At 72.1% G+C, this 21042-nt stretch carries 18 protein-coding genes; 11 read left to right on the forward strand and 7 right to left on the reverse strand.

Annotated elements, in window-relative coordinates:
* The first annotated feature begins 332 nt into the window (after positions 1-332).
* A complete protein-coding gene (locus AAC134_RS19610) occupies positions 333-3173 on the forward strand; it encodes a hypothetical protein (protein ID WP_339950823.1) in 2841 nt (946 codons plus the stop codon).
* A gap of 28 nt (positions 3174-3201) precedes the next feature.
* Here the strand turns inward: AAC134_RS19610 and AAC134_RS19615 are convergent, their stop codons facing one another.
* Positions 3202-5007, reverse strand: a complete 1806-nt coding sequence (locus AAC134_RS19615; protein WP_339950824.1) for an ABC transporter ATP-binding protein — start codon at positions 5005-5007, stop codon at positions 3202-3204.
* Between the two features lie 433 nt (positions 5008-5440).
* Here AAC134_RS19615 and AAC134_RS19620 point away from each other — a divergent pair, with 433 nt between their 5' ends.
* The gene (locus tag AAC134_RS19620) at positions 5441-6010 is read left to right on the forward strand and encodes a hypothetical protein (protein ID WP_339950825.1); all 570 of its coding nucleotides are present in this window, start codon (positions 5441-5443) and stop codon (positions 6008-6010) included.
* A gap of 41 nt (positions 6011-6051) precedes the next feature.
* On the opposite strand, the gene rimO is transcribed toward AAC134_RS19620, so the two are convergent.
* Positions 6052-7413, reverse strand: a complete 1362-nt coding sequence (gene rimO / locus AAC134_RS19625) for a 30S ribosomal protein S12 methylthiotransferase RimO (protein WP_339950826.1) — start codon at positions 7411-7413, stop codon at positions 6052-6054.
* A gap of 176 nt (positions 7414-7589) precedes the next feature.
* Between rimO and AAC134_RS19630 the strand changes: the two genes are divergently transcribed.
* The 7 genes from AAC134_RS19630 to AAC134_RS19660 all read left to right on the forward strand — a co-directional run bounded on the left by AAC134_RS19630 (position 7590) and on the right by AAC134_RS19660 (position 14479).
* A complete protein-coding gene (locus AAC134_RS19630; RefSeq protein ID WP_339950827.1) occupies positions 7590-8474 on the forward strand; it encodes a VPLPA-CTERM sorting domain-containing protein in 885 nt (294 codons plus the stop codon).
* A 265-nt stretch (positions 8475-8739) separates the two neighbouring features.
* Positions 8740-9996, forward strand: a complete 1257-nt coding sequence (locus AAC134_RS19635; protein ID WP_339950828.1) for an MFS transporter — start codon at positions 8740-8742, stop codon at positions 9994-9996.
* Between the two features lie 155 nt (positions 9997-10151).
* Positions 10152-11585, forward strand: a complete 1434-nt coding sequence (locus AAC134_RS19640; RefSeq protein WP_339950829.1) for an MATE family efflux transporter — start codon at positions 10152-10154, stop codon at positions 11583-11585.
* Positions 11586-11676: 91 nt separating this feature from the next.
* Entirely contained in the window at positions 11677-11997 is a 321-nt protein-coding gene (locus tag AAC134_RS19645; protein ID WP_339950830.1) for a 2Fe-2S iron-sulfur cluster-binding protein, read from the forward strand.
* A gap of 194 nt (positions 11998-12191) precedes the next feature.
* The gene (locus AAC134_RS19650; protein WP_339950831.1) at positions 12192-12497 is read left to right on the forward strand and encodes a hypothetical protein; all 306 of its coding nucleotides are present in this window, start codon (positions 12192-12194) and stop codon (positions 12495-12497) included.
* A gap of 334 nt (positions 12498-12831) precedes the next feature.
* Positions 12832-13737 (forward strand): DUF1989 domain-containing protein, encoded by a 906-nt coding sequence (locus AAC134_RS19655; RefSeq protein ID WP_339950832.1) that lies wholly within the window; start codon positions 12832-12834, stop codon positions 13735-13737.
* Positions 13738-13846: 109 nt separating this feature from the next.
* Complete coding sequence (locus AAC134_RS19660; protein ID WP_339950833.1) at positions 13847-14479, forward strand: hypothetical protein; 633 nt, start codon at positions 13847-13849, stop codon at positions 14477-14479.
* A 115-nt stretch (positions 14480-14594) separates the two neighbouring features.
* Here the strand turns inward: AAC134_RS19660 and pip are convergent, their stop codons facing one another.
* Positions 14595-15560, reverse strand: coding sequence for a prolyl aminopeptidase (gene pip / locus AAC134_RS19665; protein ID WP_339950834.1), 966 nt, complete (start codon positions 15558-15560; stop codon positions 14595-14597).
* Positions 15561-15620: 60 nt separating this feature from the next.
* On the opposite strand from pip, the gene ubiG reads away from it, so the two are divergent.
* Both ubiG and AAC134_RS19675 read left to right on the forward strand, forming a co-directional pair.
* Entirely contained in the window at positions 15621-16418 is a 798-nt protein-coding gene (gene ubiG, locus AAC134_RS19670) for a bifunctional 2-polyprenyl-6-hydroxyphenol methylase/3-demethylubiquinol 3-O-methyltransferase UbiG (RefSeq protein WP_339950835.1), read from the forward strand.
* The gene (locus AAC134_RS19675; protein ID WP_339950836.1) at positions 16415-17224 is read left to right on the forward strand and encodes an MBL fold metallo-hydrolase; all 810 of its coding nucleotides are present in this window, start codon (positions 16415-16417) and stop codon (positions 17222-17224) included. Before ubiG ends, AAC134_RS19675 begins: the two co-directional genes overlap by 4 nt.
* Positions 17225-17544: 320 nt before the next feature.
* Here AAC134_RS19675 and AAC134_RS19680 read toward each other — a convergent pair whose 3' ends face one another.
* From AAC134_RS19680 to AAC134_RS19695, 4 genes are all read right to left on the reverse strand, one after another.
* Entirely contained in the window at positions 17545-18354 is an 810-nt protein-coding gene (locus AAC134_RS19680; protein ID WP_339950837.1) for a hypothetical protein, read from the reverse strand.
* Between the two features lies 1 nt (position 18355).
* Positions 18356-19471: a hypothetical protein gene (locus AAC134_RS19685; protein WP_339950838.1), complete on the reverse strand. Its 1116-nt coding sequence runs from the start codon at positions 19469-19471 to the stop codon at positions 18356-18358.
* Entirely contained in the window at positions 19468-19743 is a 276-nt protein-coding gene (locus tag AAC134_RS19690) for a hypothetical protein (RefSeq protein ID WP_339950839.1), read from the reverse strand. The genes AAC134_RS19685 and AAC134_RS19690 overlap by 4 nt, the downstream gene beginning before the upstream one ends.
* Before the next feature lie 572 nt (positions 19744-20315).
* Positions 20316-21038 carry an ATP-binding cassette domain-containing protein gene (locus tag AAC134_RS19695; RefSeq protein WP_339950840.1) on the reverse strand — a complete coding sequence of 241 codons (723 nt, stop codon included), beginning with the start codon at positions 21036-21038 and terminating at the stop codon, positions 20316-20318.
* Positions 21039-21042: the final 4 nt, after the last annotated feature.

The raw sequence follows: 21042 nt of genomic DNA on the forward strand, positions 1-21042 counted from the left end.
CCCGAACCCAGGCAGCCCTCCCCCGAACCCAGGCAGCCCTCCCCCGAACCCAGGCGGTCCTCGCCCGAACCGGAGAGGCCCGCCCGCGGCGCGCCGGTGCGGCCGGGGCTCGGCGGCGCGGCCGGGCGACGAGGTTCGCCGCCGACCCGCCGGAAATGATCGCGATGGGGATCGCGCCGTGGGCAGGAGCGCGGCGCGCCGCCCTCCGCCGCCGGCGCGCTTCTGACAGTTGCATGCGCTCCTTCCCCGGCATGACGCGAGGCCGATCGGCCCCGCTCCGCGTCCGGCGCATGCGGGGCGCCTGTCTGGCTCTGGCGGCTGCGGTTGCGGCCTTGGCAGCGCTGAACCTCGGCGATGTCGCGGCCTCCGAAGCCCGCTTCGTGGTGACCGGGCGAGGGATCAATCCTGACGTGCCGGCCGTGTCGGTGACCGTCGCCGACGTGGGCAACGGCGCCCGGCTGGTCTCGGGCGGGGGCTTCGAGCCGGCGATCCATCGCACGATGTTCGCCGCCTCCGCCGCCGCGCAGGACCGGGTGCTGGCCGAACCCGAGGCCATCTCCGGCTTCGACAGCCTGCGCAGCGGCGCGCTGGACGGGGCCGAGGCGCGCATCTACCGGGTCCGCGACGGCGAGCTCCGCCTGGTGCGTCGGGATCGCGTGGCCACCGGCGGCTTCGTGGCCGAGGGCTGGACCCGCCTCACCGGCGCCGGGGCGCTCGGCCCCGAGATGCTGACGGTCGACCTCGGGTGGGAGCGGTGGAGCCGCCCCGGCGCCGAAACCTGGTTCCGGGTGCGCGCAGTGGGGCGGGATGGCGCGCTCTCGGCCCCCTCGACGGCGGTCACGGCGACCAGCCCCGAGGGACAGGCGCGGGCGGACGCGCATCGGCGCGGGGACTTCGAGACGCTGACCGGGCTGGCCCCTCGATTCGAGGGCGGGCTGCGGGAGGGCGGAGACGGGCCGCCGGCCCCCCACGGGCTGCGGATCTCGGGCGAGGCGCCCGGCGCGCCGCGTCTCTCGTGGGCGCCGGTCCCAGGCGCGCGCGGCTACGTGATCGAACGGAGCGCGACCGCCCCGGAGGCCCAGCGCGGGCACTATGTCGCGCTCGAGGGCGGCGGCGATCGGCCGGGGATCGAGGCGGGAGACCTCGTGATCCTGCACAAGGAATTCCTCGGCGTCGCGCGCGAGGACTACGAGACCGACCGCATCTGGGACGCGGGCGGCGCCGAGCGGCTGCGCCCGCGTCCCCTGCGCCGCTGGCCCGAGGAGGCGGGCGGCGCCCCCTGGCGCCTGCGCCCCCACGCGCCGGACACGCCGGTGACCGAGCCGGGGCGCACCTACCTCGAGCTGGACCTGACACTTGGCAAGCCGGTGCAGCTGCTCGGCGAAGGCTTCGGCGGCGACGACCAGCACTGGTACGAGGTGATCCGCCCCGAACCCTATGTCCTCGAGGCCTGGGTGCGCAGCGACGCGCCGGGGCGCGTCCGGCTGGAGGCGCTGGGCGACAGCGACTGGGCGCGGAGCCTTCGTCCGGGCCTGTTCGCCACGGGCCCGGAGTGGCGGCATGTCTCGGTCACCTTCCAGGGGCGCGAGGCGGCGCGTCGGGCGCGGGGAAACTTCGCGCTGACGCTGGAGGGGGAGGGGCGGTTCGGCGTCGACAACCTGCGCATCCGTCGCGCCGGCGTGCCCTGGCTCGACTTCAGCGAGGAGGAATACGCCCGGCTGCGCGCGGCGCGGGTCTCGGCGTTGCGCACGCATTCGCTGATCAAGACCGGCGTCTCGACCTACGATCTCGCGCAGCTGACCGACGCGCCGGGGCTGCCCAGCGGCACGGCGGGGGGCGCCTCTCTGCCCCAGATGCTGCGCATGGCGCAGGGGGCGGGCGCCGCGCCGTGGCTGCAGATCGAGCCGCACCTGGCGCCCGAGGAATGGGACGGGCTGCTCGAATACCTCGCCGCCCCCGCCGGGGCCGGTCCCTGGGCCGACAAGCGGGTTCGGCAGGGGCGGGCGGCGCCCTGGACCGAGGCGTTCGAGCAGATCTGGATCGAGCTCGGCAACGAGACCTGGAACGGCCTGTTCCGCCCCTGGGCGTTCCCCGAGATGACCGACGCCGCCACCGGCGAGCGCCTGTCCCGCGCCGAGGTCTACGGCCTGTTCCAGGCCCATGTCATCGCGCGCCTGCGGGCCAGCCCCTGGTGGGAGGCCGCGGGCCTCGAGGGGAAGCTGACCTTCGCGCTGGGCGGCTTCAACATCACCGCCTACGGGGAGGTCGCGGCGCGCCGCTCGCCGGGCTCGGCCTTCGTGGGGCTGGGCCCCTACATCGGCGGCTGGGACACCGATCAGGAGGCCCCGACGGGCACGCCGCAGGACTTCTCGACCCTGCTGAACTGGGTCAGCCAGAACACGCTGCCGCTGGCGCGCAAGCACATGGACTGGGCCGCCGAGGCCGCCCGGGAGCGGGGCGCGCCGCTGAGCGTGGGGACCTACGAGGGCGGGCCCGGCTACGTGCTGCGCGGGCTCGGGCCCGACGGCGCGCTCGTCCAGGAGCAGGTGATGAAGAGCCAGGCGGCCGGCGTCGCGACGCTCGACAATTTCCTGGCGCTCTCGGCGCAGGGCTACGGGATGCAGAACTTCTTCACGTTCGGCGCCGGGCGCTACTGGAAGACCCATGCCCGCTGGCCGATGGGCGGCCAGGCCTATCCCTCGTGGAAGCTGATCGAACTGATGAATCGCGAGGGCCTGGGCGAGATGCTCGCCGTCGAGACGCTTGAGGTTCCGGGCCTGGAACTCCCGGCCGGGCGTCGGCGCGAAGCGGTCGCGGACGCGCCTCAGGTGGCGGTCTACGCCACGCGTCGGGACGATCGTCTGAACCTGTTCGTGATCTCGCGCCGGCTGCCGAACTTCCCGGCCGCAGCGGCGGACGAGGCCGATCCGGGCTGCACCCCGGTCGAGGTGGCGCTGCCCTTCGCCTCGGCAGCCTCGTTGACCTTGCGCCGGATGGACGGGCCCCCCGACGCGCACAACGTCGACGCCGACCGGGTGGGGATCGAGGTGCGGAAACTGACGCCGCCGGCCGATCCGGGCCGCTTCCGCATGGGGCCCGAGACCGGCGCGCCGGCCTGCGGCCTGCCGCCGGCCTCGGTCTATCTCTATGTGTTCGAGGGGATTTCGGGCTGAGCGGAGGCGGGCACGCGCCCGGCAAGTCTTACTCGCTCGCCTGGACCATCGCGCGGAAGGTCTCGTTCGTCTCGACCAGTTCGTCGTAGCTGCCGCTCGCCTCGACGCCGCCGTCGCGGAACAGGAAGATCCTGTCGCACTTGCGCACGGTCGAGAGGCGGTGCGCCACCATGATCACGGTCTTGGCGCCGCCGATCCGGTCGAGCGCGTCCATCACGGCCCGCTCGGTGACGTTGTCGAGGGCGGAGGTCGCCTCGTCGAGGATCAGCACGTCAGGGTCGTGATAGAGCGCCCGGGCGATGCCGACGCGCTGGCGCTGCCCGCCGGAGAGACGCGCGCCGCGGTCCCCGACCAGCGTCTCGTAGCCGTCGGAGAGCTGATCGGTGACGAAGTCGTGGAGTTCGGCCATGCGGGCGGCCCGCACGACCGCGTCCATGTCGATCTTCTCGGGCGGCAGGCCGAAGGCGATGTTGCCTGCCACGGTGTCGTCGGCGAGGAAGATGTGCTGGGGCACATAGCCGATCGAGCGCCTCCAGGCCCGCCGGGCGGCCTGGTCCTTGACCGGCGCGCCGTCGACCAGCATCTCGCCGCCCTGCGGCTCCAGCAGGCCCAGCATGACGTCCATGGCGGTGGACTTGCCGGCGCCTGTGCCCCCGACGATGCCCACGGTGGTCCGCGCCTCGACGCGCAGCGAGGCGCCGCGGAGCGCGGGGCGGTCGGCGGACGGATAGGCGAAGACGAGGTCCCGAAGTTCCAGCGTCCGGGTCAGTCGAAGGGGCGCGCCGTCCGTTTCCGGAAGCCGCTCGCCCGCCTTGTCGGCGCTGAGGACCTCGTCATAGAGCGAGTTCAGCGAGGGCGCCTGGTAGCGGATCGAGGACAGGCTGCCATAGATCGCCTGCATCGCCGGCATCAGCCGCGCGCCCGCCAGCGCATAGACGCCGGCGATCGGCAGCACCTTGCCCAGATCGCCGTCGTTCACCTGCAGGATCATGAGCAGCACCAGGATCATGCCCCCGAAGGCCAGCCCTTCGAGCAGGTGGCGCGGGACCTCCGTGAGCACCCGGTTGGTCGTGTCGGCTCTCGCCCTGGCCATGGCGGGCGCGTGGAAGCGGGACAGCATCTCCCGCTCGAGCGCCAGGACCTTGATCTCCTTGGCGCCGATCATCGCCTCCTGAACGATGCGATAGCACAGCGCCGTGGCCGCAAACCGGGTGCGGCCGGCCGAGGCCTGACGGGCCCGGACCCAGGCCGACAACAGCACGTAGCCGCCGCCCAGCAGGCACCCCATCAGCAGCGCTGCCATGGGATCGGCGAGGATCAGCATCGCCACCATCGCCAGCGAGACCGCGGCGTTGGAGATCAGATTCATCAGGGGATTGAGCGTGCCCTGCACCATCATCGTGGTCTCGTTCATCACGGTCTTGACCAGGTCGGAACTGTGCCGCCCCAGGAACCAGATGTAGGGCTGACCGAGATACCCGCGCAGGATCCGCGCCGAGATCGAGTAGATCCGCATGGTGCAGAACCGGGCGAGCGCCCAGCCGGACACCGCGCGGATCGCGATCGATCCGAGGTAAACCGCCAGCACGAAGAAGCCGAGCGCGACCTGGAAGCTCTGCACGCTCTCGAAGCCGCCGGCGCGATAGGCCTGCGCGATGATCCCGTCCCCGGTCGTGGACTCGGGGTCCGCCAGGACGCTCAGGAACGGGATGATCGCGGCGATGCCGACCATGTTGGCGAAGCTCATCAGCACCACGAGGACGAGCAGTCGCCAGAAACTCCGACGCTCCTGCGCGTCGAGCATGTGCATGGTCTTGCGCCAGGCCGTGAGCATTGGGATCCAATCCAAGGGGAAGGGCGTAGGGGCGAAACGCGGACAAGCCGGGGTGCGGAGCGGATCTCCGACGCCGCCTGCGACGGCGGCCGGATGCGGTGGCGGGGCAGGCGCGGTCGCGCGGGCCGCATACTGGAGAGCCCGGACGACACCCCACAACGCGACAGATTCGACGATCACGCCCCGGACGCAGCCTAGCGCCGGTTGGTTGATAGAGTATTGGCGCGCCAAGATATTGTAAATCCGTTCAGAATCGGGGCGGCCCGTTGCACGGCCGCGATCCGGCCGGCGCCGGGGCCGCCGGCGCTCCGTCGCCGACCATGGCCGCGCAATCCTCGCGCGCCGCCGCGGAGGCGGCCGCGCCCTGCAACGCCTCGAGCGGCGCGCCGAGGTCCGGCTTGATTCCGGCTCCCGCGCGGAGGACTCTCGGCGCATGGAGGACGAGGACGGGATCGGGCCGGCATCGGGCGAGACGGTGCTTTGGCGGGGGCGGCCGCGAGCGGGGTTCCGCTGGGGACTGCCGCAGATCGCCTCGCTGATCTTCGGGACCGCGGCGCTGCTGGCGGGCCTGTGGATGCTTGCCGGGGCGCTGCAGGGCGACGCGGACCTGTTCGTGATGCTGCCGGCGCTGATCGCTTCGGGCTTCGGCGGCGCCGCCCTGCTGGCAGGGTTCTGGTATGAGCCGCGCCGCCGGGCCGGCACGCGGTATGTCCTAACCGACCGCCGGGGCGTGGTGATCCGCAACGGGCCGCTCTGGGGCCGGCAGGTGATCGCGCGGGAGATCGGGCCCGATGCGCCGCTCGACCTGGTCGAGCACGGCGAGGGCCTGGGCACGGTCTGGTTCCACAAGGAAACGTACCGCCGCACCGGAGAGCCGGGCTATCGCACCCGGTTCATCGGCTTCGAACTGATCGAGGAGGCGGGCAAGGTCTACATGATCATGCAGGGGATCCGCGGCGGACCAGCGCCGGGCGAGGACGTGGCCGGACCGGGGGGCGGCTGAGCCGGCCGGCCCCCTCCGCGGATACCTGAAGGGGGCCTGGCTCAGTCCACCCTGCGGGCGAAGAGGTCGTATTCGGAGGCGTCGACGATCTCGACGCGGATCGTCTCGCCGACCGCAAATCCCTCGCCCTCGACGAAAACATTGCCGTCGATTTCGGGCGCGTCGGCGGGGGTGCGGGCGACGGCGTCGCCATCCTCGTCGATCGCGTCGACCACCGCCCACTGGCGGGTTCCCACCTTGGCCGCCAGCTTCGCCGCCGAGATCCGCTGCGCCGTCTCCATGAACCGGGCGTGACGCTCTTCCTTCACCGCCTCGGGCACATGGTCGGGGAGATCGCGGGAGGGGGCGCCGACCACGTTCTCGTACTTGAAGCAGCCGACGCGATCGAGCTGGGCGGACTCCATCCACTCGAGCAGATGTTCGAACTCCGCCTCCGTCTCGCCGGGGAAGCCGACGATGAAGGTCGAGCGGACCACGAGGTCGGGATTGATCGCGCGCCAGGCGGCGAGACGCTCGAGCGTGTCCTCGGAGGCGGCGGGCCGGCGCATCCGACGCAGCACCTCGGGGTGGGAATGCTGGAAGGGGATGTCGAGGTAGGGCAGCAGCCCCGCGGGAGGGGTCTCGCCATCGGTCCGGCACATCAGCGGGATCAGCGCGTCCACATGCTTGTACGGATATATGTAGTGCAGCCGGGTCCACAGGCCGAGCGAGGCCAGCCCCTCGGCCAGGTCCTGGATGTGGGTGCGCCACTCGCGCCCGCGCCAGGGATGGACCGGGTGGCGCAGGTCGCGCCCATAGGCGGACGTGTCCTGGGAGATCACCAGCAGCTCGCGCACCCCGGCCTCGGCCAGCTTCTCGGCCTCGCGCAGCACGGCGTGCACGGGGCGGGAGGCGAGCGGGCCGCGCAGCTGGGGGATGATGCAGAAGGCGCACTTGTGGTTGCAGCCCTCGGAGATCTTCAGCCAGGCGTAGTGGCGCGGGGTCAGCTTAAGGCCCTGAGGCGGCACCAGGTCGATCAGCGGGTTGGGCGTGGCGGGGGCGGCGGCGCGCACCGCGGCGACCACCTGCTCATACTGCTGCGGGCCGGTGACGGCGAGCACCCGGGGATGCTGGCCCTTGATGAAGGCGGCGTCGGCGCCGAGGCAGCCGGTCACGATGACCTTGCCGTTCTCGGCCAGCGCCTCGCCGATGGCCTCGAGCGACTCGGCGCGGGCCGAATCGAGGAAGCCGCAGGTGTTGACGATCACCGCGTCGGCGCCGGCGTAGTCGGGCGAGAACGCGTAACCCTCGGCCCGCAGGCGCGTGAGGATGCGTTCCGAGTCGACCAGCGCCTTGGGGCAGCCGAGCGACACCATACCCACCTTTCGGAAGGAAAACGGGGAATCCTGGGAACGGTCGGGCATGGGGCGGCGCTTTGTCTCTCTATGCGGGGGCGTTCATCGGCAAGGCTGTTTTGCGCTTCTCACGTTCTGCATTGTCTGTTAAAACGCTCTGGATCGAGGAGCAACGGGTCTTCCGTTGAGCCCTCGCATATATGTGACGCGGACCGGGGAAAGTCCGTCAAACAATGGAGTTGGGAATGCGCAGCCAGAATGTGGGGATCGTCGGCCTGGCGCTCTTGGGGGTGGCTTTCGTCGCGCCGCAGCAGGCGTCGGCTTACGCGAGCTACACGGTCGACGTGGACACCACGACGACCGCATCGCTGTCGGGCACTGGCTCGATCAGCATCGAGAATTACTACTCGGGCGTGAATGCCGGCGGCTTCTATTCCGACGCGGGCGGCGGCTCGAGCGTGATCAGCCAGCAGGCCAACAGCACCAGCGGTTCGGGGACCGGCAGCGTGTCGGGCGAGTTCGACATCATGCTGTCGGGCGTCGCGACCGGTGCGTCGCAGGCGCGCGGCTTCCGTCGGTCGAACGAGAATCGCACCGTTCAGAATACGAACAATGCCTCGACGCTCGGCACCGTTCTCACGGTCACCGGACTGACGGCGAGCACCGATCTGTCGCTGGACATGACCCTCGACTACCTGCTCGGCACGGCCGACAGCGGCGGCAACACCACTTGGGCCAGCGCCTACTGGTTTGTGACCTACCAGACCCGCGCCGCAGGGACGACCACGTGGAGCAACTGGATGCCGAACTGCGGCACGACCAGCTACTTCTGTGGCGCCACTCCCTTCGACGACGTGAACACGGGCGACCATCAGCTGGCGTACGATGCCGGCGGCTCCGCCGGGTTCCGCTCGGACAGCGGCACGCGCTCGTATGATGTGACGGCCGGCCTGGCCGCCGGCACCGACTACCGCTTCCGTCTGTCGCTGGGCGTGCGCGGCGTGGCCGACTCGCTGACCGGCGATCTGCCTCCGCCCGCGTCGCCGGTGCCGCTGCCCGCCGCCCTGCCGATGCTGGGCGCCGCGCTGGCCGGCCTGGGGCTGTTCGCCTCCCGCCGTCGCAAGAGCTGATCTGGGAGCTTCCGCTCCGCACGCGATCTTCAGGAAAGCCGCCTTCGGGCGGCTTTCTTCGTTTTCAGACGGCGGCGGCGCGCGAATGCGCCGCTGCGGGATCTCCAGCGCACGGCGGGACGGCGCCGTCATGCGCAGCTCCTCCAGCCAAGCGTCGAGGCGGCGGGGAGTGGGCCGCCGCGGCGCCGGGCAGAGCGGGGCGCCTCCGACCGGCGGCAAGTCGATTTCACTCGCCATCTTCCCGCGGAACGGCTAAGGCCGCCTTATGAGCCGCAAGCCCGTCCCCATCGCAGAAGCCCCGAACTATCCAGCCTGGCGCCGACCGGTCGCCCTTCTGGTTCTGCTTGCGGCGGGCATGCCGCTCAGCTTCGCGACCTGGAACGCGCTGCTGAACAACTTCGTCATCGAGGCGGCCTCCTTCGACGGCTCGGACATCGGCTGGTTGCAGACGGTGCGCGAGATCCCGGGTTTCGCGGCCATCGGCGTCATCGCCGTGATCATCTTCGTGCGCGAGCAGACGCTGGCCCTGATCTCCCTGCTGGCGCTGGGCGCCGCGGTGGCGGTAACGGCCTATTTTCCCACGTTCGGGGGCCTGCTGATCACCACGTTCGTGGGCAGCCTGGGCTTTCACTACTACGAGACGGTGAACCAGTCGCTGCAGCTGCAATGGCTGACCAAGGAGCAGGCGCCCAAGATCCTCGGCTGGATCCTGGCGGCGGCCTCCGGGGCCTCGCTGGTGGCCTATGCGCTGATCGTGGGGGCCTGGAAGGCCTTCGACCTGAGTTACGAGACGGTCTACATGGTGGGCGGCGCGGCGACGGTGGCCGTCGCGATCTTCGCCTGGTTCGCCTTCCCGAAGTGGGAGGCGCCCAACCCCCAGCTCAAGAAGATGGTGCTGCGCCGGCGCTACTGGCTCTACTACCTGATGCAGTTCTTCTCGGGGGCCCGGCGGCAGATCTTCGTGGTCTTCGCCGCCTTCATGATGGTCGAAAAGTTCGGCTTCGAGGTGCATGAAGTCACCGCGCTGTTCCTGATCAACTACCTGGCCAACATGCTGTTTGCGCCGCTGGTGGGACGGCTGATCGCGCGCTTCGGCGAGCGGCTGGCGTTGACGCTGGAATACTCGGGCCTGGTGCTGGTGTTCACGTTGTATGCGGGCATCTACGTGTTCGACTGGCCCGCCTGGGCCGCGGCGGCGCTCTATGTCATCGACCACCTGCTGTTCGCCATGGCCTTCGCGCTGAAGACCTATTTCCAGAAGATCGCGGCGCCGGGCGACATCGCGCCGACGGCGGCGGTGGCCTTCACCATCAACCATATCGCGGCGGTGTTCCTGCCGGCCGCGCTGGGCTATCTGTGGCTGATCAATCCCGAGGCGGTGTTCGTGCTGGCGGTGGGTCTGGCGGGCTGCTCGCTGGCGCTGGCGCGGCTGATTCCGCGCCATCCCGACGAGGGGCGCGAGACGACGCTGGCCATGCGCACGCCGACGACCCCGCCGCCGCCCGCCACGCCGGCGGAGTGACCGGGCGCGCGTGATGCAGGCCCGCCCCCCCCTCCCGCGCCGCATGCCCGGACGTTCCGCCTGCGCGACGCGTCCCCTCCGCGGGTCCGGCGCGCAGGCGCGGCCGGGAACAGCGCCTGCAGGTGTCCGGACAAGCGCAGGCGGAGAGACGGCTCATGGCTGACGCAGGCCTGCCCGAGACGCCGGCCCCCCTGCCCCAGGGCGAGGCCGGGCGCTTCACCACCGGGCCGATCATGCGGCATGTCTCGGTGATGACGCTGACGGGCTCTCTGGGCCTGACCTTCATGTTCCTCGTCGACTTTGTGACGCTGCTCTACGTCTCGATGCTGGGGGACGAGCGGCTGACCTCGGCGGTGGGCTACGCCTGGACGCTGCAGTTCTTCACCGTGGCGATGGGGATGGGGTTCTCGATCGCGGCCGGCGCGCTGGTCAGCCGGGCGCTGGGGGCGCGGGATCGCGCCGGGGCGCGCCGGATTGCGGGCTCGACCATGACGCTGGCCTGCGGGTTCCTGGTGATCGGCGCGCTGGCGCTGACCGCCCTGCGCGGTCCGATCGTCGCGGCGCTGGGCGCCGAGGGCGAGGTGCTGGAAGAGGCGGTCGACTTCCTCGCGATCACCCTGCCGACAATGCCGTTCATGACCTTCGGGATGCTGGGCTCCTCGCTGCTGCGGGCGGCGGGGGATGCGCGGCGGGCGATGATGGTGACGCTCTCGGCGGGGATCGTGGTGGCGCTGGCGGCACCGTTCCTGATCTTCGAAACGGTGCTGGGACTGCCGGGAATGGACCTGGGCATCACCGGCGCGGCGCTGGCGCTGGCGCTGACCCGGGTGATGACGGCGACGATGGGCTATCGCTTCTGCGTGGGCGTGCACGACCTGGTGGCGCGGCCGCGCTGGCGGACGGTGCGCGCCGACGCGCGGCGGGTGCTGGACATCGCGGCGCCCAGCGGCCTGGCGCAGATGTCGACGCCGGTGGCCAACGCCATCCTGACCGCGGCGATCTCGGAATACGGGCCCAGCGCGGTGGCGGGCTGGGCGGTGGTCAGCCGGATGACGGTGCTGGCCTTCGCGGGCGTGCTGTCGCTGGCCGGGGCCATCGGCGGGATCTTCGGCCAGAACTACGGCGCCGGGCTGATGCATCGCGTGGTGCGGACCTATCGCGACGCGGTGGCGTTCTGCATCGTCTACGTGGGCGCGATCTGGGCGATTCTCTACGCCGCCTCGGGGGCGATCTCGGCCGGGTTCAGCCTGTCGGCGGAAGGGGGCGCGGTGGTCCACGCCTTCGCCACGCTGGGCGCGGCGGGCTTCCTGTTTGCGGGCTGCGCCTTCGTCGCCACGGCGGCCTTCAACACCCTGGGCCGGCCCCTGGGGGCGATGGCGGTGAACTGGGGGCGCGACGGGCTGGCGGTGCCGGCGATGCTGTGGCTGGTCGCCGGCGCGATCGAGGGGCCCGAGGGCGTGGTCTACGCCCAGGCCGCGGGCATGGCGGCGGCGGGCGTGGTCGCGGGCTGGGCGGGGTGGCTGTTCGTCAACGGCCTGGCGCGGCGGCTGGGCGACCAGCAGGGCGCGGCGGCCTGGCCCTCGCGTTGAAATCGGGCCGCGTTGAGTCTGGCCTCTGCGCGCGAGGCAAGCTAGGACCGACGATACCCAACGCGAGGCGCCAGAGGCAGGAGAGGCCTGGATGGTCAAGATCACCTACATCGAATTCGGCGGAACCGAGCACGTCGTGGACGTGGAAGAGGGCCTGACCGTGATGGAAGGCGCGCGCGACAACGGCATTCCGGGAATCGAGGCCGACTGCGGCGGCGCCTGCGCCTGCTCGACCTGCCACGTCTACGTGGACCCCGCCTGGCTGGAGACGCTGCCCGAGCGGGAGGCGATGGAGGAGGACATGCTCGACTTCGCCTTCGAGCCCAAGGAGAACTCCCGCCTGACCTGCCAGCTGAAGGTGACGCCCGAGCTCGAGGGCCTGGTGGTCCGGATGCCGGAGAAGCAGATCTGAGGCCGCGCCGCTGCGGAGCTGTGCGCGGGAGGCGCGGCTGGCGGCCTTTCGGCCGGCTGGCCGCGGCGCTGGCGCTGTCCTTGGCCGCTGGCGGCGGCGCCGCGCAGGAGCGCGCGCCGGGGCCAGAGGCGCCGGGCCCGGAAGGGGCTGCGCGGGCGGGGCCCACGCTCGATGGCCCCGGGTTCGCCGGGGCGGTGGAGGGGTGGACCCTGCACTATGGGCTGGCGGGGCGGCTGTTCGGCTCGGAGCAGTACTTTCCCGGCGGCACGGTGCAGTGGCGCGACGCGTCGGGCCTGTGCCTGCATGGGCGCTGGGAGGCCGAGGACGGCGAGATCTGTTTCATCTATGACGACCATCCCGAGGATCGCCGCTGCTGGGCGGTGGCGCTGAAGGACGGGCGGGTGACCGCCTGGCTGCCCGGCGCCGGCGGTCCGGCGCTGGTCGAGGCGGGGCGGGAGAAGGCCCCGCTGGACTGCCCGGCGCCGGGCCTGGGCGCCTGAGGCGCAGGCGCCGTGTCGGGCCTTGCGCGTGTGGCCGATGTCCGGCGCGCGGCGCAAGGCTGGCGTAGCGCCCGGGACCGCCGCGACCGGCGTTGCGCCCGGGACCGATGTCAGGCTCGCGGCGCGCGGCCGGCGCGGCGCCCGGGAGCGCCGTTTCTTGGCGCAAGGTCGCAAGGGGGCCGGGCGCTCAGGGCGGTTTCGCGGTTGCGGGGCGCTGGGACGGCTTGCGGCGACGGCCTTGCGGGCGTCGGGCGTGGCGGGCGGCGCCCTCCGCGGGCTGGCCTTGCGCGGCGGGCCCGGGCAGGGTGGCCGCGATCCGCTTCGGGAGAGATCGATGCCGCGTCCGCCCTCCGCCGTGCCCGAACCCGACGACGCCGACCTGCGCCGGGCGGCGCGGCCGGTGGTGGCCTATCCCGACGATGCGCTGCCGGCGCCTGACCTTGCGATGTACGCCGCGGCCCTCGCCTCGGCCGAGACGGTCGAGGTCGTGACCGCGCCTGCGCGCGAGGCGCGCTGCGTGCGGGTACCGGCGGGGAGTTTCCTGCGCATCGTCTCGGTCGAGGGTCCGCAGGTGGGCGACCTGAACCTGTGGAACGCCCACGACCTGCAGGAGCGCTTCTTCTCCGGAAAGACCCGGGCGCTGCACGGGACCCATGTCACCCGCGGCCATCGGTTGTGGAGCACGCTGCCCTTCCTGCGCCCGATGGCGACGATCGTGGCCGACGACCTGGAGTGGTACGGCTTCGACGCGGACGGCGGCGGGGTGCACGACGTGATCGGCACGCGCTGCGATCCCTACGCGAATCGGCTGCTCTCGGGGGGCGACTACCACCATTGCTGCCACTCGAATCTGGTGCGGGCGCTGGCCGAGGCCGCAGATCTGGCCCCGGAAGCCGCCGAGCCGCTGGTTCATGACGTGCTGAACGTCTTCATGTGCACCGGCTTCACCCGCGACACGCACCAGTATTTCATGAAGGCGAGCCCGGTGCGCCCGGGCGACGCGCTGACCCTGTTTGCCGAGATCGACCTGCTGGCGGGGCTGTCGGCCTGTCCGGGGGGCGACTGCTCGGCCTCGCATTCCTCGGACGCGGCGGCGTGTTTTCCGCTGCGAATGGAGGTGCTGAGGCCCGATCCGAGCAGGCTGGCGGGGTGGGCGTCGCCCTCGCCCTCGTCCTACGACCGCAGCCATGGGTGGGCGGAGACGGGCGGCTCGGGCTCTGGGCAAGATGAACGGCCTTAAGTCTCGTTAATATTGAACGCGACGCGGTGCGTTCATTTACTGTTTCATTGTTCGCAATTGAGATCTGTATTATCAGACTCGCAGTGTGGCGTAGCGTTGCGTGGGTTTTATGAACAGAGCGTTAAAGACTGCCGGCCGGACGAGCGCGGCGATTCTCGCGCTGTCGCTCGCCGCGCCGGCGGCCGAAGCGGCGACGTTTCCCTTTCAGGTGATCAACGCCAGCTGGATTGCGGCGACCCTGGGCGGGACCAATTACCTGGGCACGATCGCGACGGACGACGTGGCGATCTCGGGCGTGCTGGTCGGGGCCGAGGTCTCGACCGGGCTCTACCAGGTGACCGGGATCCAGGACTTCACCGTCACCACCTCGGACGCGTCGCTGCAGTCGGCGATCGACGCGCTGCGGCTGGTCGATGAGACGAGCACCCCGGCGGGCGCGCTGCAGATTTCCTGGGACGGGCTGGATCCGTTCGACTGGAGCTATTCCGGCACGTTCGGCTTCACCGCCGGCGAAGGGCTGCTGAACGAGGCGCTGGTGTTCCTTGATACCGGCGTCGTCGACTGGCAGCTGTCAGGCTTCGGCGATCCCGGGACCGGGAGCACATCGGTCAACATCGAGGCCTCGGGCGATCTGGAGGCTGGAGCGGCCGTCGCGCCCGTGCCGCTGCCGGCGGGGCTGGCGCTGCTGCCGGTGGGGCTCGCGGGTCTCTGGATGGCGGGCCGGCGCAGACGCGCCGCCTGATCGAGGGGAGCGTCCGGCGAGGAACGGGGCCGTCCTTCAGGGCGGCCCTTTCGCTGTCCGGCGGGTCGCTGTCAGGCGATCCGTGGGGGCGGGGGGGGCGAGGGTCGACCCCCGCTCAGCCGCGCATCCCGTTCATGATCTCGACCAGCTTGGCGGCGATGCCGGGTTCGGACAGCGCGTGGCCGCCGTTCTGGATCATGTGCAGCTGCGAGCCGGGCCAGGCCTCGTGCAGCAGCTGCGCCGAGAGCGGCGGGCAGATCAGGTCGTAGCGGCCCTGCACGATATGACCGGGGATGCCGGCCAGACGCGGGGCGTCGGCCAGAAGCTGGTCGTCACGCTCCAGCCAGCCCTGGTGGACGAAGTAGTGACATTCGATCCGGCTGAAGGCGCGCGCGTAGGCGCCGTCGGGACCGTGGCCGCCGCCGCCCTGAAGCGTGGCGCAGGCGGCCTCCCACCCGGCCCACAGGCGGGCGTGGCGGGTCTGTTCCATCAGGTCGCTCGAGGTGAGGCGACGGTGATAGGCGGCGATCAGGTCATGGCGCTCGGCCGCGGGGATCGCCTCGGCGAAGCGGGACCATTCGACCGGGCGGAACTGGCCGGCGCCGCCGCCGTAGAACCAGGCGAGCTCGCGCCGCATCATCAGGAAGATGCCGCGCAGGGCCATCGCCTCGACCCGCTCGGGGTGAGTTTCGGCGTAAAGCAGCGACAGGGTCGCGCCCCAGGAGCCGCCGAACAGGATCCACTTGTCGATGCCCAGCTTCTCGCGGATCAGCTCGATGTCGGCGACGAGATCCCAGGCGGTGTTGTTCTCGAGGCTGGAGTGCGGGCGCGAGCGGCCGCAGCCCCGCTGATCGAACAGGATCACCCGGAACACGTCAGGATCGAAGAACCGCCGCATCCCCGGCGAGCAGCCGCCCCCCGGACCGCCATGCAGGACCACCACGGGCTTGCCCCTGGGGTTGCCGCATTGCTCCACGTAAAGGTCGTGACCGCCCGGCGCCTCCAGCCGCAGCCGGGCGTAGGGCTCGATGGCCGGATAGAGGGCCCGGCGGGCCGAGATGTCGGCTTCGCTTTCGCGCATGTCCGATCTATGTCACATCGGGCGCGGATCACAAGCGCCGGCAGCGGAGCGGATCGCCACATGACGCCCACGCAACACACACAGAGCCCCTCCGACGCCGCGCGGCGCGTGGAGGGGACCAACATCGACCCCGCCGAGATCGCCAAATTCGAGGCGATGGCGGCCGAGTGGTGGGACCTGAACGGCAAGTTCAAGCCCCTGCACATGATGAACCCCTGCCGGCTGGGCTATATCGTCGACCAGGTCGCCGCCGAATTCGGGCGCGATCCCTCGCAACCCGAGGCGTTCAAGGGGCTGCGGATCCTCGACATCGGCTGCGGCGGCGGGCTGCTGTGCGAGCCGATGGCGCGGATGGGCGCCACGGTGGTGGGCGTCGACCCGGCCGAGCGCAACATCCCCGTGGCCCGCATCCATGCCGAGACCATGGGCCTCGCGATCGACTACCGCGCCACCTCGGCCGAGGCGCTGGCCGAGGCGGGGGAGCAGTTCGACGCCGTGCTGAACATGGAGGTGGTCGAGCATGTGCCCGATCCCGCCGCCTATCTGGGCGCCTGCGCGCGGCTGGTGAGGCCGGGGGGGCTGATGGTGTGCTCGACCCTCAACCGCAATCCGAAGAGCTTCATGATGGCGATCGTGGGGGCCGAGCACGTGATGCGCTGGCTGCCCAAGGGCACGCATGAGTGGTCGAAGTTCATCACCCCCGACGAGCTGACGACGATGATCGGCGCCGCGGGGCTGGAGGTGGTCGACCGCAAGGGCTTCGTGTTCAACCCGCTGACCTGGAGCTGGTCGATCTCGGGCCGCGACCTGACGGTGAACTACGTCACTTGCTCGGTGAAGCGGGAGGCGGGGGCGTGAGCGATCCGGTGGGCGCGGAGGTCCGCGCGCGCGCCCTGGCGCTGCCGGTGGCCGAGTGGTGGCGGGCCGAGACGGTCGCGCCGGGAGTGACGAAGATCGTCGAGCCGCATCTCGACCCGCTGCTGCAGGCCAACCTCTGGCTGGTCGAGGGGTCGGAGCGCGACATGCTGATCGACTCGGGCATGGGCGTGGGGCGGCTCGCGCCCTTCGTGGACGGGCTGCGCGACGCGTCCAGGCCGCTGGTCCACGTGCTGAGCCACGCGCATATCGACCACATGGGCGGATCCTGGGAGTTTGACACGCGGCTGATCCACCCGGCCGAGGCGGCGGACCTGGAGAAGACGGATTCGGGGCTCGCGACGCTGTTTCGCGACGAGATCCCCCAGGCGATGCGCGACGGGTTCGCGGCGGAGGGCTATCGGCCGCTGCCCGACCTGCTGATCGACGCGCGGCCCTTCGAGGCCTTCGATCCCTCGGCCTACCGACTGACGCCGGCGCCGGCGACGGGGCTGCTGGGGGAAGGCGACCGGGTCGAGCTGGGCTCGCGCGGATTCACGGTGATCCATCTGCCGGGGCACTCGGCGGGGGGGATCGGGCTGCTGGACGAGGCGGACGGGACGCTGTTCTCGGGCGACGCGATCTATGACGGGCCGCTGCTGCCGATCGGGGTGATGAGCGACTATCTCGTCACGCTCGAGCGGCTGGCGAGGTTGTCGGTCTCGGTCGTGCACGGCGGGCATGACGCCAGCTTCGGGCAGGAGCGGATGCGGGAGATCTGCGCCGATTACCTCGGCAGGTGGGGGTGAGGAGGCGCCCTGCGGGCGGGCTTTGACCTGGGAGGGCCGTTGTCGCGGGGCCCGGATGGGGGGCGCCGGTGGCAGGGGAGAGGCCGCTTCCGAACTCACCAGAGAACAAGCCGCGCCTGTCCTCCGGAGCCGTCCGTCGCTTCTGATGCCTGAGCGACTCGCCCGCCCCGGTCAAGGACAAGCCCCTTCGGGGTCGCTTCGCGATCCCTGACCGGGGCGGACGAGTCGCTCTGATCGGCATCAGCGACGGACGGCTCCGGAGAACAGGCGCTCGCGGCAGGACCTGTGGCGGACGGGGGGCCGTGACCGGCCGCGCGCGGTCAGACGGGGATCCAGGAGGTGGTCTGGGTTGCGCCGTCGAAGTCCTGGGCGGTCAGGCGGACGGTGTCGGCGACGAAGGCGTCGGGAGGGAAGGCGAGCGCGCCCTCGCGGAGCGGGTTGGTCGAGCGCTCGATGATGCCGCCCTCGGGCGTCAGGCGGCCGCGGCAGAACTCCTGGTCGAACAGGCGCCGAAGCGCGCCGCGGTGGCGGTGGGCGAGGGCGCGTTCCAGCCGCTCGGGCAGGGCGGCGAGGGCGGCGAGCGCCCCGGGGGCGCCGCGGCCCAGCAGGAACCGGTCGCCGGCGCGGGCGAGGACCGCGGCCTGGCCGTCGACGCGGCGAAGCTGGCGGGCGACGAGCGGGGGGGCGGCGGGCTCGCGCCGCCACAGTTCGGCGTAGTCGGCGAAGACGCCGCGCTCGAGCAGGGCGTCCTCCTCGAAGAACAGGGCCCCGACGTCGGGGCCGTCGAGCGGCCCGCGCCAGTTGACCCGGCGGGTCCAGGTGCAGACCCCCCGCTCGACCGCGGTGGCGCCGGCGAAGCCCTCGGAGCGGGCCAGCGCGCGCAGCACCCGCGGGGGCAGGTCGGCCAGCGACCGGGCGCCGCGCACGTCGGGCAGGTCGGCGGGCAGGCGCAGGTCGACATGCAGGCGGCCGGCCTGGATCCAGTGCACCTCGGTCGTGGTATCCTCCTGCCCCGGGGCGCGCAGCCATTCGCGCCGCCACAGGCCCTGCACGGCCTGAAGCGTCGGCTCGAGCGCCAGCGAGGCGGGCAGCGGGCCGGGAGGGTCGGCGGCCGGGGGCGGGGCGGTCATCTCAGGCGGCCGACCTGAGGGCGGCGAGGCCCGCGAGGATGTCGGCCGTCGAGGGCGGCGCGCGCTCCTGCAGGTGCGCCATGGCGCGCAGCGAGGCGGCGTGGGCCGCGTCGGAACTGCCGCCCACCGCGTCGCGCCCGATCCGGCGGCGGTGTTCGTGCTGGTGGCCGGCGGCGGAGGTGTCGTAGCGGCGCGCGTCGGTCAGGCCCCTGCCCAGGGCCAGCGTCCGGGTCTTGATGCCCTTGAGCAGGATCTCGAGCACGGGTCCAGGGAAGCGGGAATAGCGGCGCTTGGGGACAGGGCAATCCTCGACGGGGCTGCAGCCGGTTTCCACGACGGCGATCTGGTATCCCTCGAGACCGTCCACGCAGTGCACGCTCTCGGCGGCGTCGATCCCCCTGTTGGCGCGCGAGCCGGGCATTCTGGCGAGGCCGACGTCGCAGCCGTCGGGGTCGCCGCCTTTCCGGGTGTCGAGGACGAGCGCCACCGGGGCGCCGACGAACAGGGGCTGGCGGGGCATCGGGCGGGCCTTTCTGGCGACGGGACGGATCGGCCCCCATCGGCCGCGGCAGGTCGCCGAAGCGGGCGATCCAGCCGAGGACGGCGATGGAGTGAGGGTGAAGACGATGGCGCCCATGGCTCTGGTCAGGGTGAAGACGCGGCGCAGCGAGTTGAAGATCTGCAGCGTCGCCGTGGCGTGGGTCGAGGGGGAGGCCAAGACCATCACGATGAACTCGGTGGAGCTGAGCGCCAGCGCGAAGACGCGCCCCGACAGCGTGCAGGAAATTGTCTGGGGCAGGGCGATCGCGCGGACCGCGATGCGCTCGGGCGCGTCCAAGGTGGCGGCCACGTCGAGATGGGCGCGGTCGATCGACGGCGGCCCGGCGGAGATGGTCGCGAGCCGCAGCGCCCCGTGATGGGCGGCGTGCGAGAGGATGCCCGCGGGCATCGTGCCGAGCCCGCCCGAGACGGCCCAGAGGACCCCCAGACCCACGCCGAACACGATCGACGGCAGCGCGAAGGGCATCGCCACGGCGCAGGCGAGCCGCTTCGAAAGCCGCGTGTCGCGTCGCCACAGCCCGCAGGCGGGCCAGGCGAGCAGGAGGCCGGCGGTCATGACGCGCCCTCTGACAGGCGCGCTGGCCTCGGGGAGGCCGGCAGGAAGCCGCCGGCGGTCAGCAGCAGGATCACGGCCTGCGCGGCGCAGAAGGGGGCCTCGAGGGTCGGGCCGCGGACAGATCCGGGGATGGCAATGGTCAGCGTCGGCCGGGACCGATAGGCGACGACCCTCACCGCCACGCAGGCGCCCGGCAGGCGGACGATGAGCAGCCGCATCTCGCCGACCAGCGGCGGCCGGGCTGCTGACCTCACCGCCGTTCGGATAACCATGAGGGGGCGCGCCCATGGTGCGCGCGGCCTCCAGCATGGCGGGGGCGGGGCGCAGAGCGAGGTCGGGCGCGGGCGTCATTGCGCGGGAGCGGGGGCGCCGCGTCGAGGGGCGCGCGGGGGACGGGCGTCGGGCCCGCGGCGCGCTGCGAGGGGGGGCGCCTGGGACGGGCCTCGCGAGGCGGGGCTCGCTCGGCTGGCGCGGCCGGGGGGCCGCGGGAAGGGGCGCTCCTGACCCACCCGAGAACAGGGCCGCGCCTGTCCTCCGAAGCCGTCCGTCGCTGAAGATGCCTGAGCGACTCGCCCGCAGCGGTCAAGGACAAGCCCCCTGCGGGGGTCGCTTCGCGATCCTGGACCGCTGCAGACGAGTCGCTCCGATCGGCATCCGCGACGGACGGCTCCGGAGAACAGGCGCTTGGCGCCAGGGGAGAGGCCGGGCGACCGGGGGCGTGGCTGGCGAGGCGAGGGACGGTCGAACGCGGGGAGGCGTTGGAGGCGCGAGGAAGACGGGCCGGCCGGGGGGCCGAGGGCTGTCGGAGGGGCGCCGGCCTGGTGGCTGTGAGGGCTGACGGGGGTCATGCGGCCTCGGCCCGGTCCCGGGCGGGGAAGACGCGGATCAGCTCGGGGAGGAACGAACAGGCGGACCTCGTCGCGGACCCTGGGGCGCGAGGGGTTGGAGAAGGGGAGCTCGCAGTCCTGGGGGCCGGCGGGGGCTCGACGTGGATCTCGCGGGCCTGGCCGATATCGCGCACGAAGGCGTCTCGGCCGGCCAGCGTGACGGAGCCGGGCTCGCCGGCCAGGAAGGTCCGCGCCGGACGGCAGGCGAGCGGCGGCGCCGCTCCGTCGAAGACGTTCGGCGAGGGCGCCACGGTAAGGCGGGCGCCGGAAGGCGGCGCCGCCTCTCCGCGCTCGAGCGTGCCGGGCAGGAAACTCGCCTCGCCTTCGATGGCCCGCGAGCGGGCGACGTTTCGGGCGACGCTCAGGGGCGGGAACGGGGCGAAACTCCGGAACGCCATGCCGACGCGGCGCTTGCGGGCGGGGATGTCGGCGATGTCCTCCCCGCCCAGCTCGAGGCGGCCGAACGAGGGGCTCTCAGGCCCCGCGATCCTCCGCAGCCGCGTGGTCTTTCCGCAGCCCGACGGGCCGAGCAGGGCGGTCAGCTCCCCGGCGGGGAAACGGAGGTCGAGGCTCTCGGCCGTCGCCGCCCCGCCGGGGAATGTCTTGCGCGCGTTCCACAGGCGCAGGACCGCCGGGCTCCCTGAAGCGGGGGCGCCCTGTCCGGGGGCTGTGGAGGTCATCGCG

The organism is uncultured Albimonas sp. (assembly GCF_963977235.1).
Classification (GTDB): Bacteria; Pseudomonadota; Alphaproteobacteria; order Rhodobacterales; family Rhodobacteraceae; genus Albimonas.

What these genes read in the sequence shown, in the direction of transcription:
- AAC134_RS19615 (WP_339950824.1), bottom strand. Translation starts at nt 5,007, where the DNA reads ATGCTCACGGCCTGGCGCAAGACCATGCACATGCTCGACGCGCAGGAG.
- AAC134_RS19640 (WP_339950829.1), top strand. Translation starts at nt 10,152, where the DNA reads ATGGCTGACGCAGGCCTGCCCGAGACGCCGGCCCCCCTGCCCCAGGGC.
- pip (WP_339950834.1), bottom strand. Translation starts at nt 15,560, where the DNA reads ATGCGCGAAAGCGAAGCCGACATCTCGGCCCGCCGGGCCCTCTATCCG.
- AAC134_RS19695 (WP_339950840.1), bottom strand. Translation starts at nt 21,038, where the DNA reads ATGACCTCCACAGCCCCCGGACAGGGCGCCCCCGCTTCAGGGAGCCCG.
- ubiG (WP_339950835.1), top strand. Translation starts at nt 15,621, where the DNA reads ATGACGCCCACGCAACACACACAGAGCCCCTCCGACGCCGCGCGGCGC.
- AAC134_RS19635 (WP_339950828.1), top strand. Translation starts at nt 8,740, where the DNA reads ATGAGCCGCAAGCCCGTCCCCATCGCAGAAGCCCCGAACTATCCAGCC.
- AAC134_RS19655 (WP_339950832.1), top strand. Translation starts at nt 12,832, where the DNA reads ATGCCGCGTCCGCCCTCCGCCGTGCCCGAACCCGACGACGCCGACCTG.
- AAC134_RS19685 (WP_339950838.1), bottom strand. Translation starts at nt 19,471, where the DNA reads ATGACCGCCGGCCTCCTGCTCGCCTGGCCCGCCTGCGGGCTGTGGCGA.
- AAC134_RS19680 (WP_339950837.1), bottom strand. Translation starts at nt 18,354, where the DNA reads ATGACCGCCCCGCCCCCGGCCGCCGACCCTCCCGGCCCGCTGCCCGCC.
- AAC134_RS19690 (WP_339950839.1), bottom strand. Translation starts at nt 19,743, where the DNA reads ATGGTTATCCGAACGGCGGTGAGGTCAGCAGCCCGGCCGCCGCTGGTC.
- rimO (WP_339950826.1), bottom strand. Translation starts at nt 7,413, where the DNA reads ATGCCCGACCGTTCCCAGGATTCCCCGTTTTCCTTCCGAAAGGTGGGT.
- AAC134_RS19630 (WP_339950827.1), top strand. Translation starts at nt 7,590, where the DNA reads ATGCGCAGCCAGAATGTGGGGATCGTCGGCCTGGCGCTCTTGGGGGTG.
- AAC134_RS19620 (WP_339950825.1), top strand. Translation starts at nt 5,441, where the DNA reads ATGGAGGACGAGGACGGGATCGGGCCGGCATCGGGCGAGACGGTGCTT.
- AAC134_RS19645 (WP_339950830.1), top strand. Translation starts at nt 11,677, where the DNA reads ATGGTCAAGATCACCTACATCGAATTCGGCGGAACCGAGCACGTCGTG.
- AAC134_RS19660 (WP_339950833.1), top strand. Translation starts at nt 13,847, where the DNA reads ATGAACAGAGCGTTAAAGACTGCCGGCCGGACGAGCGCGGCGATTCTC.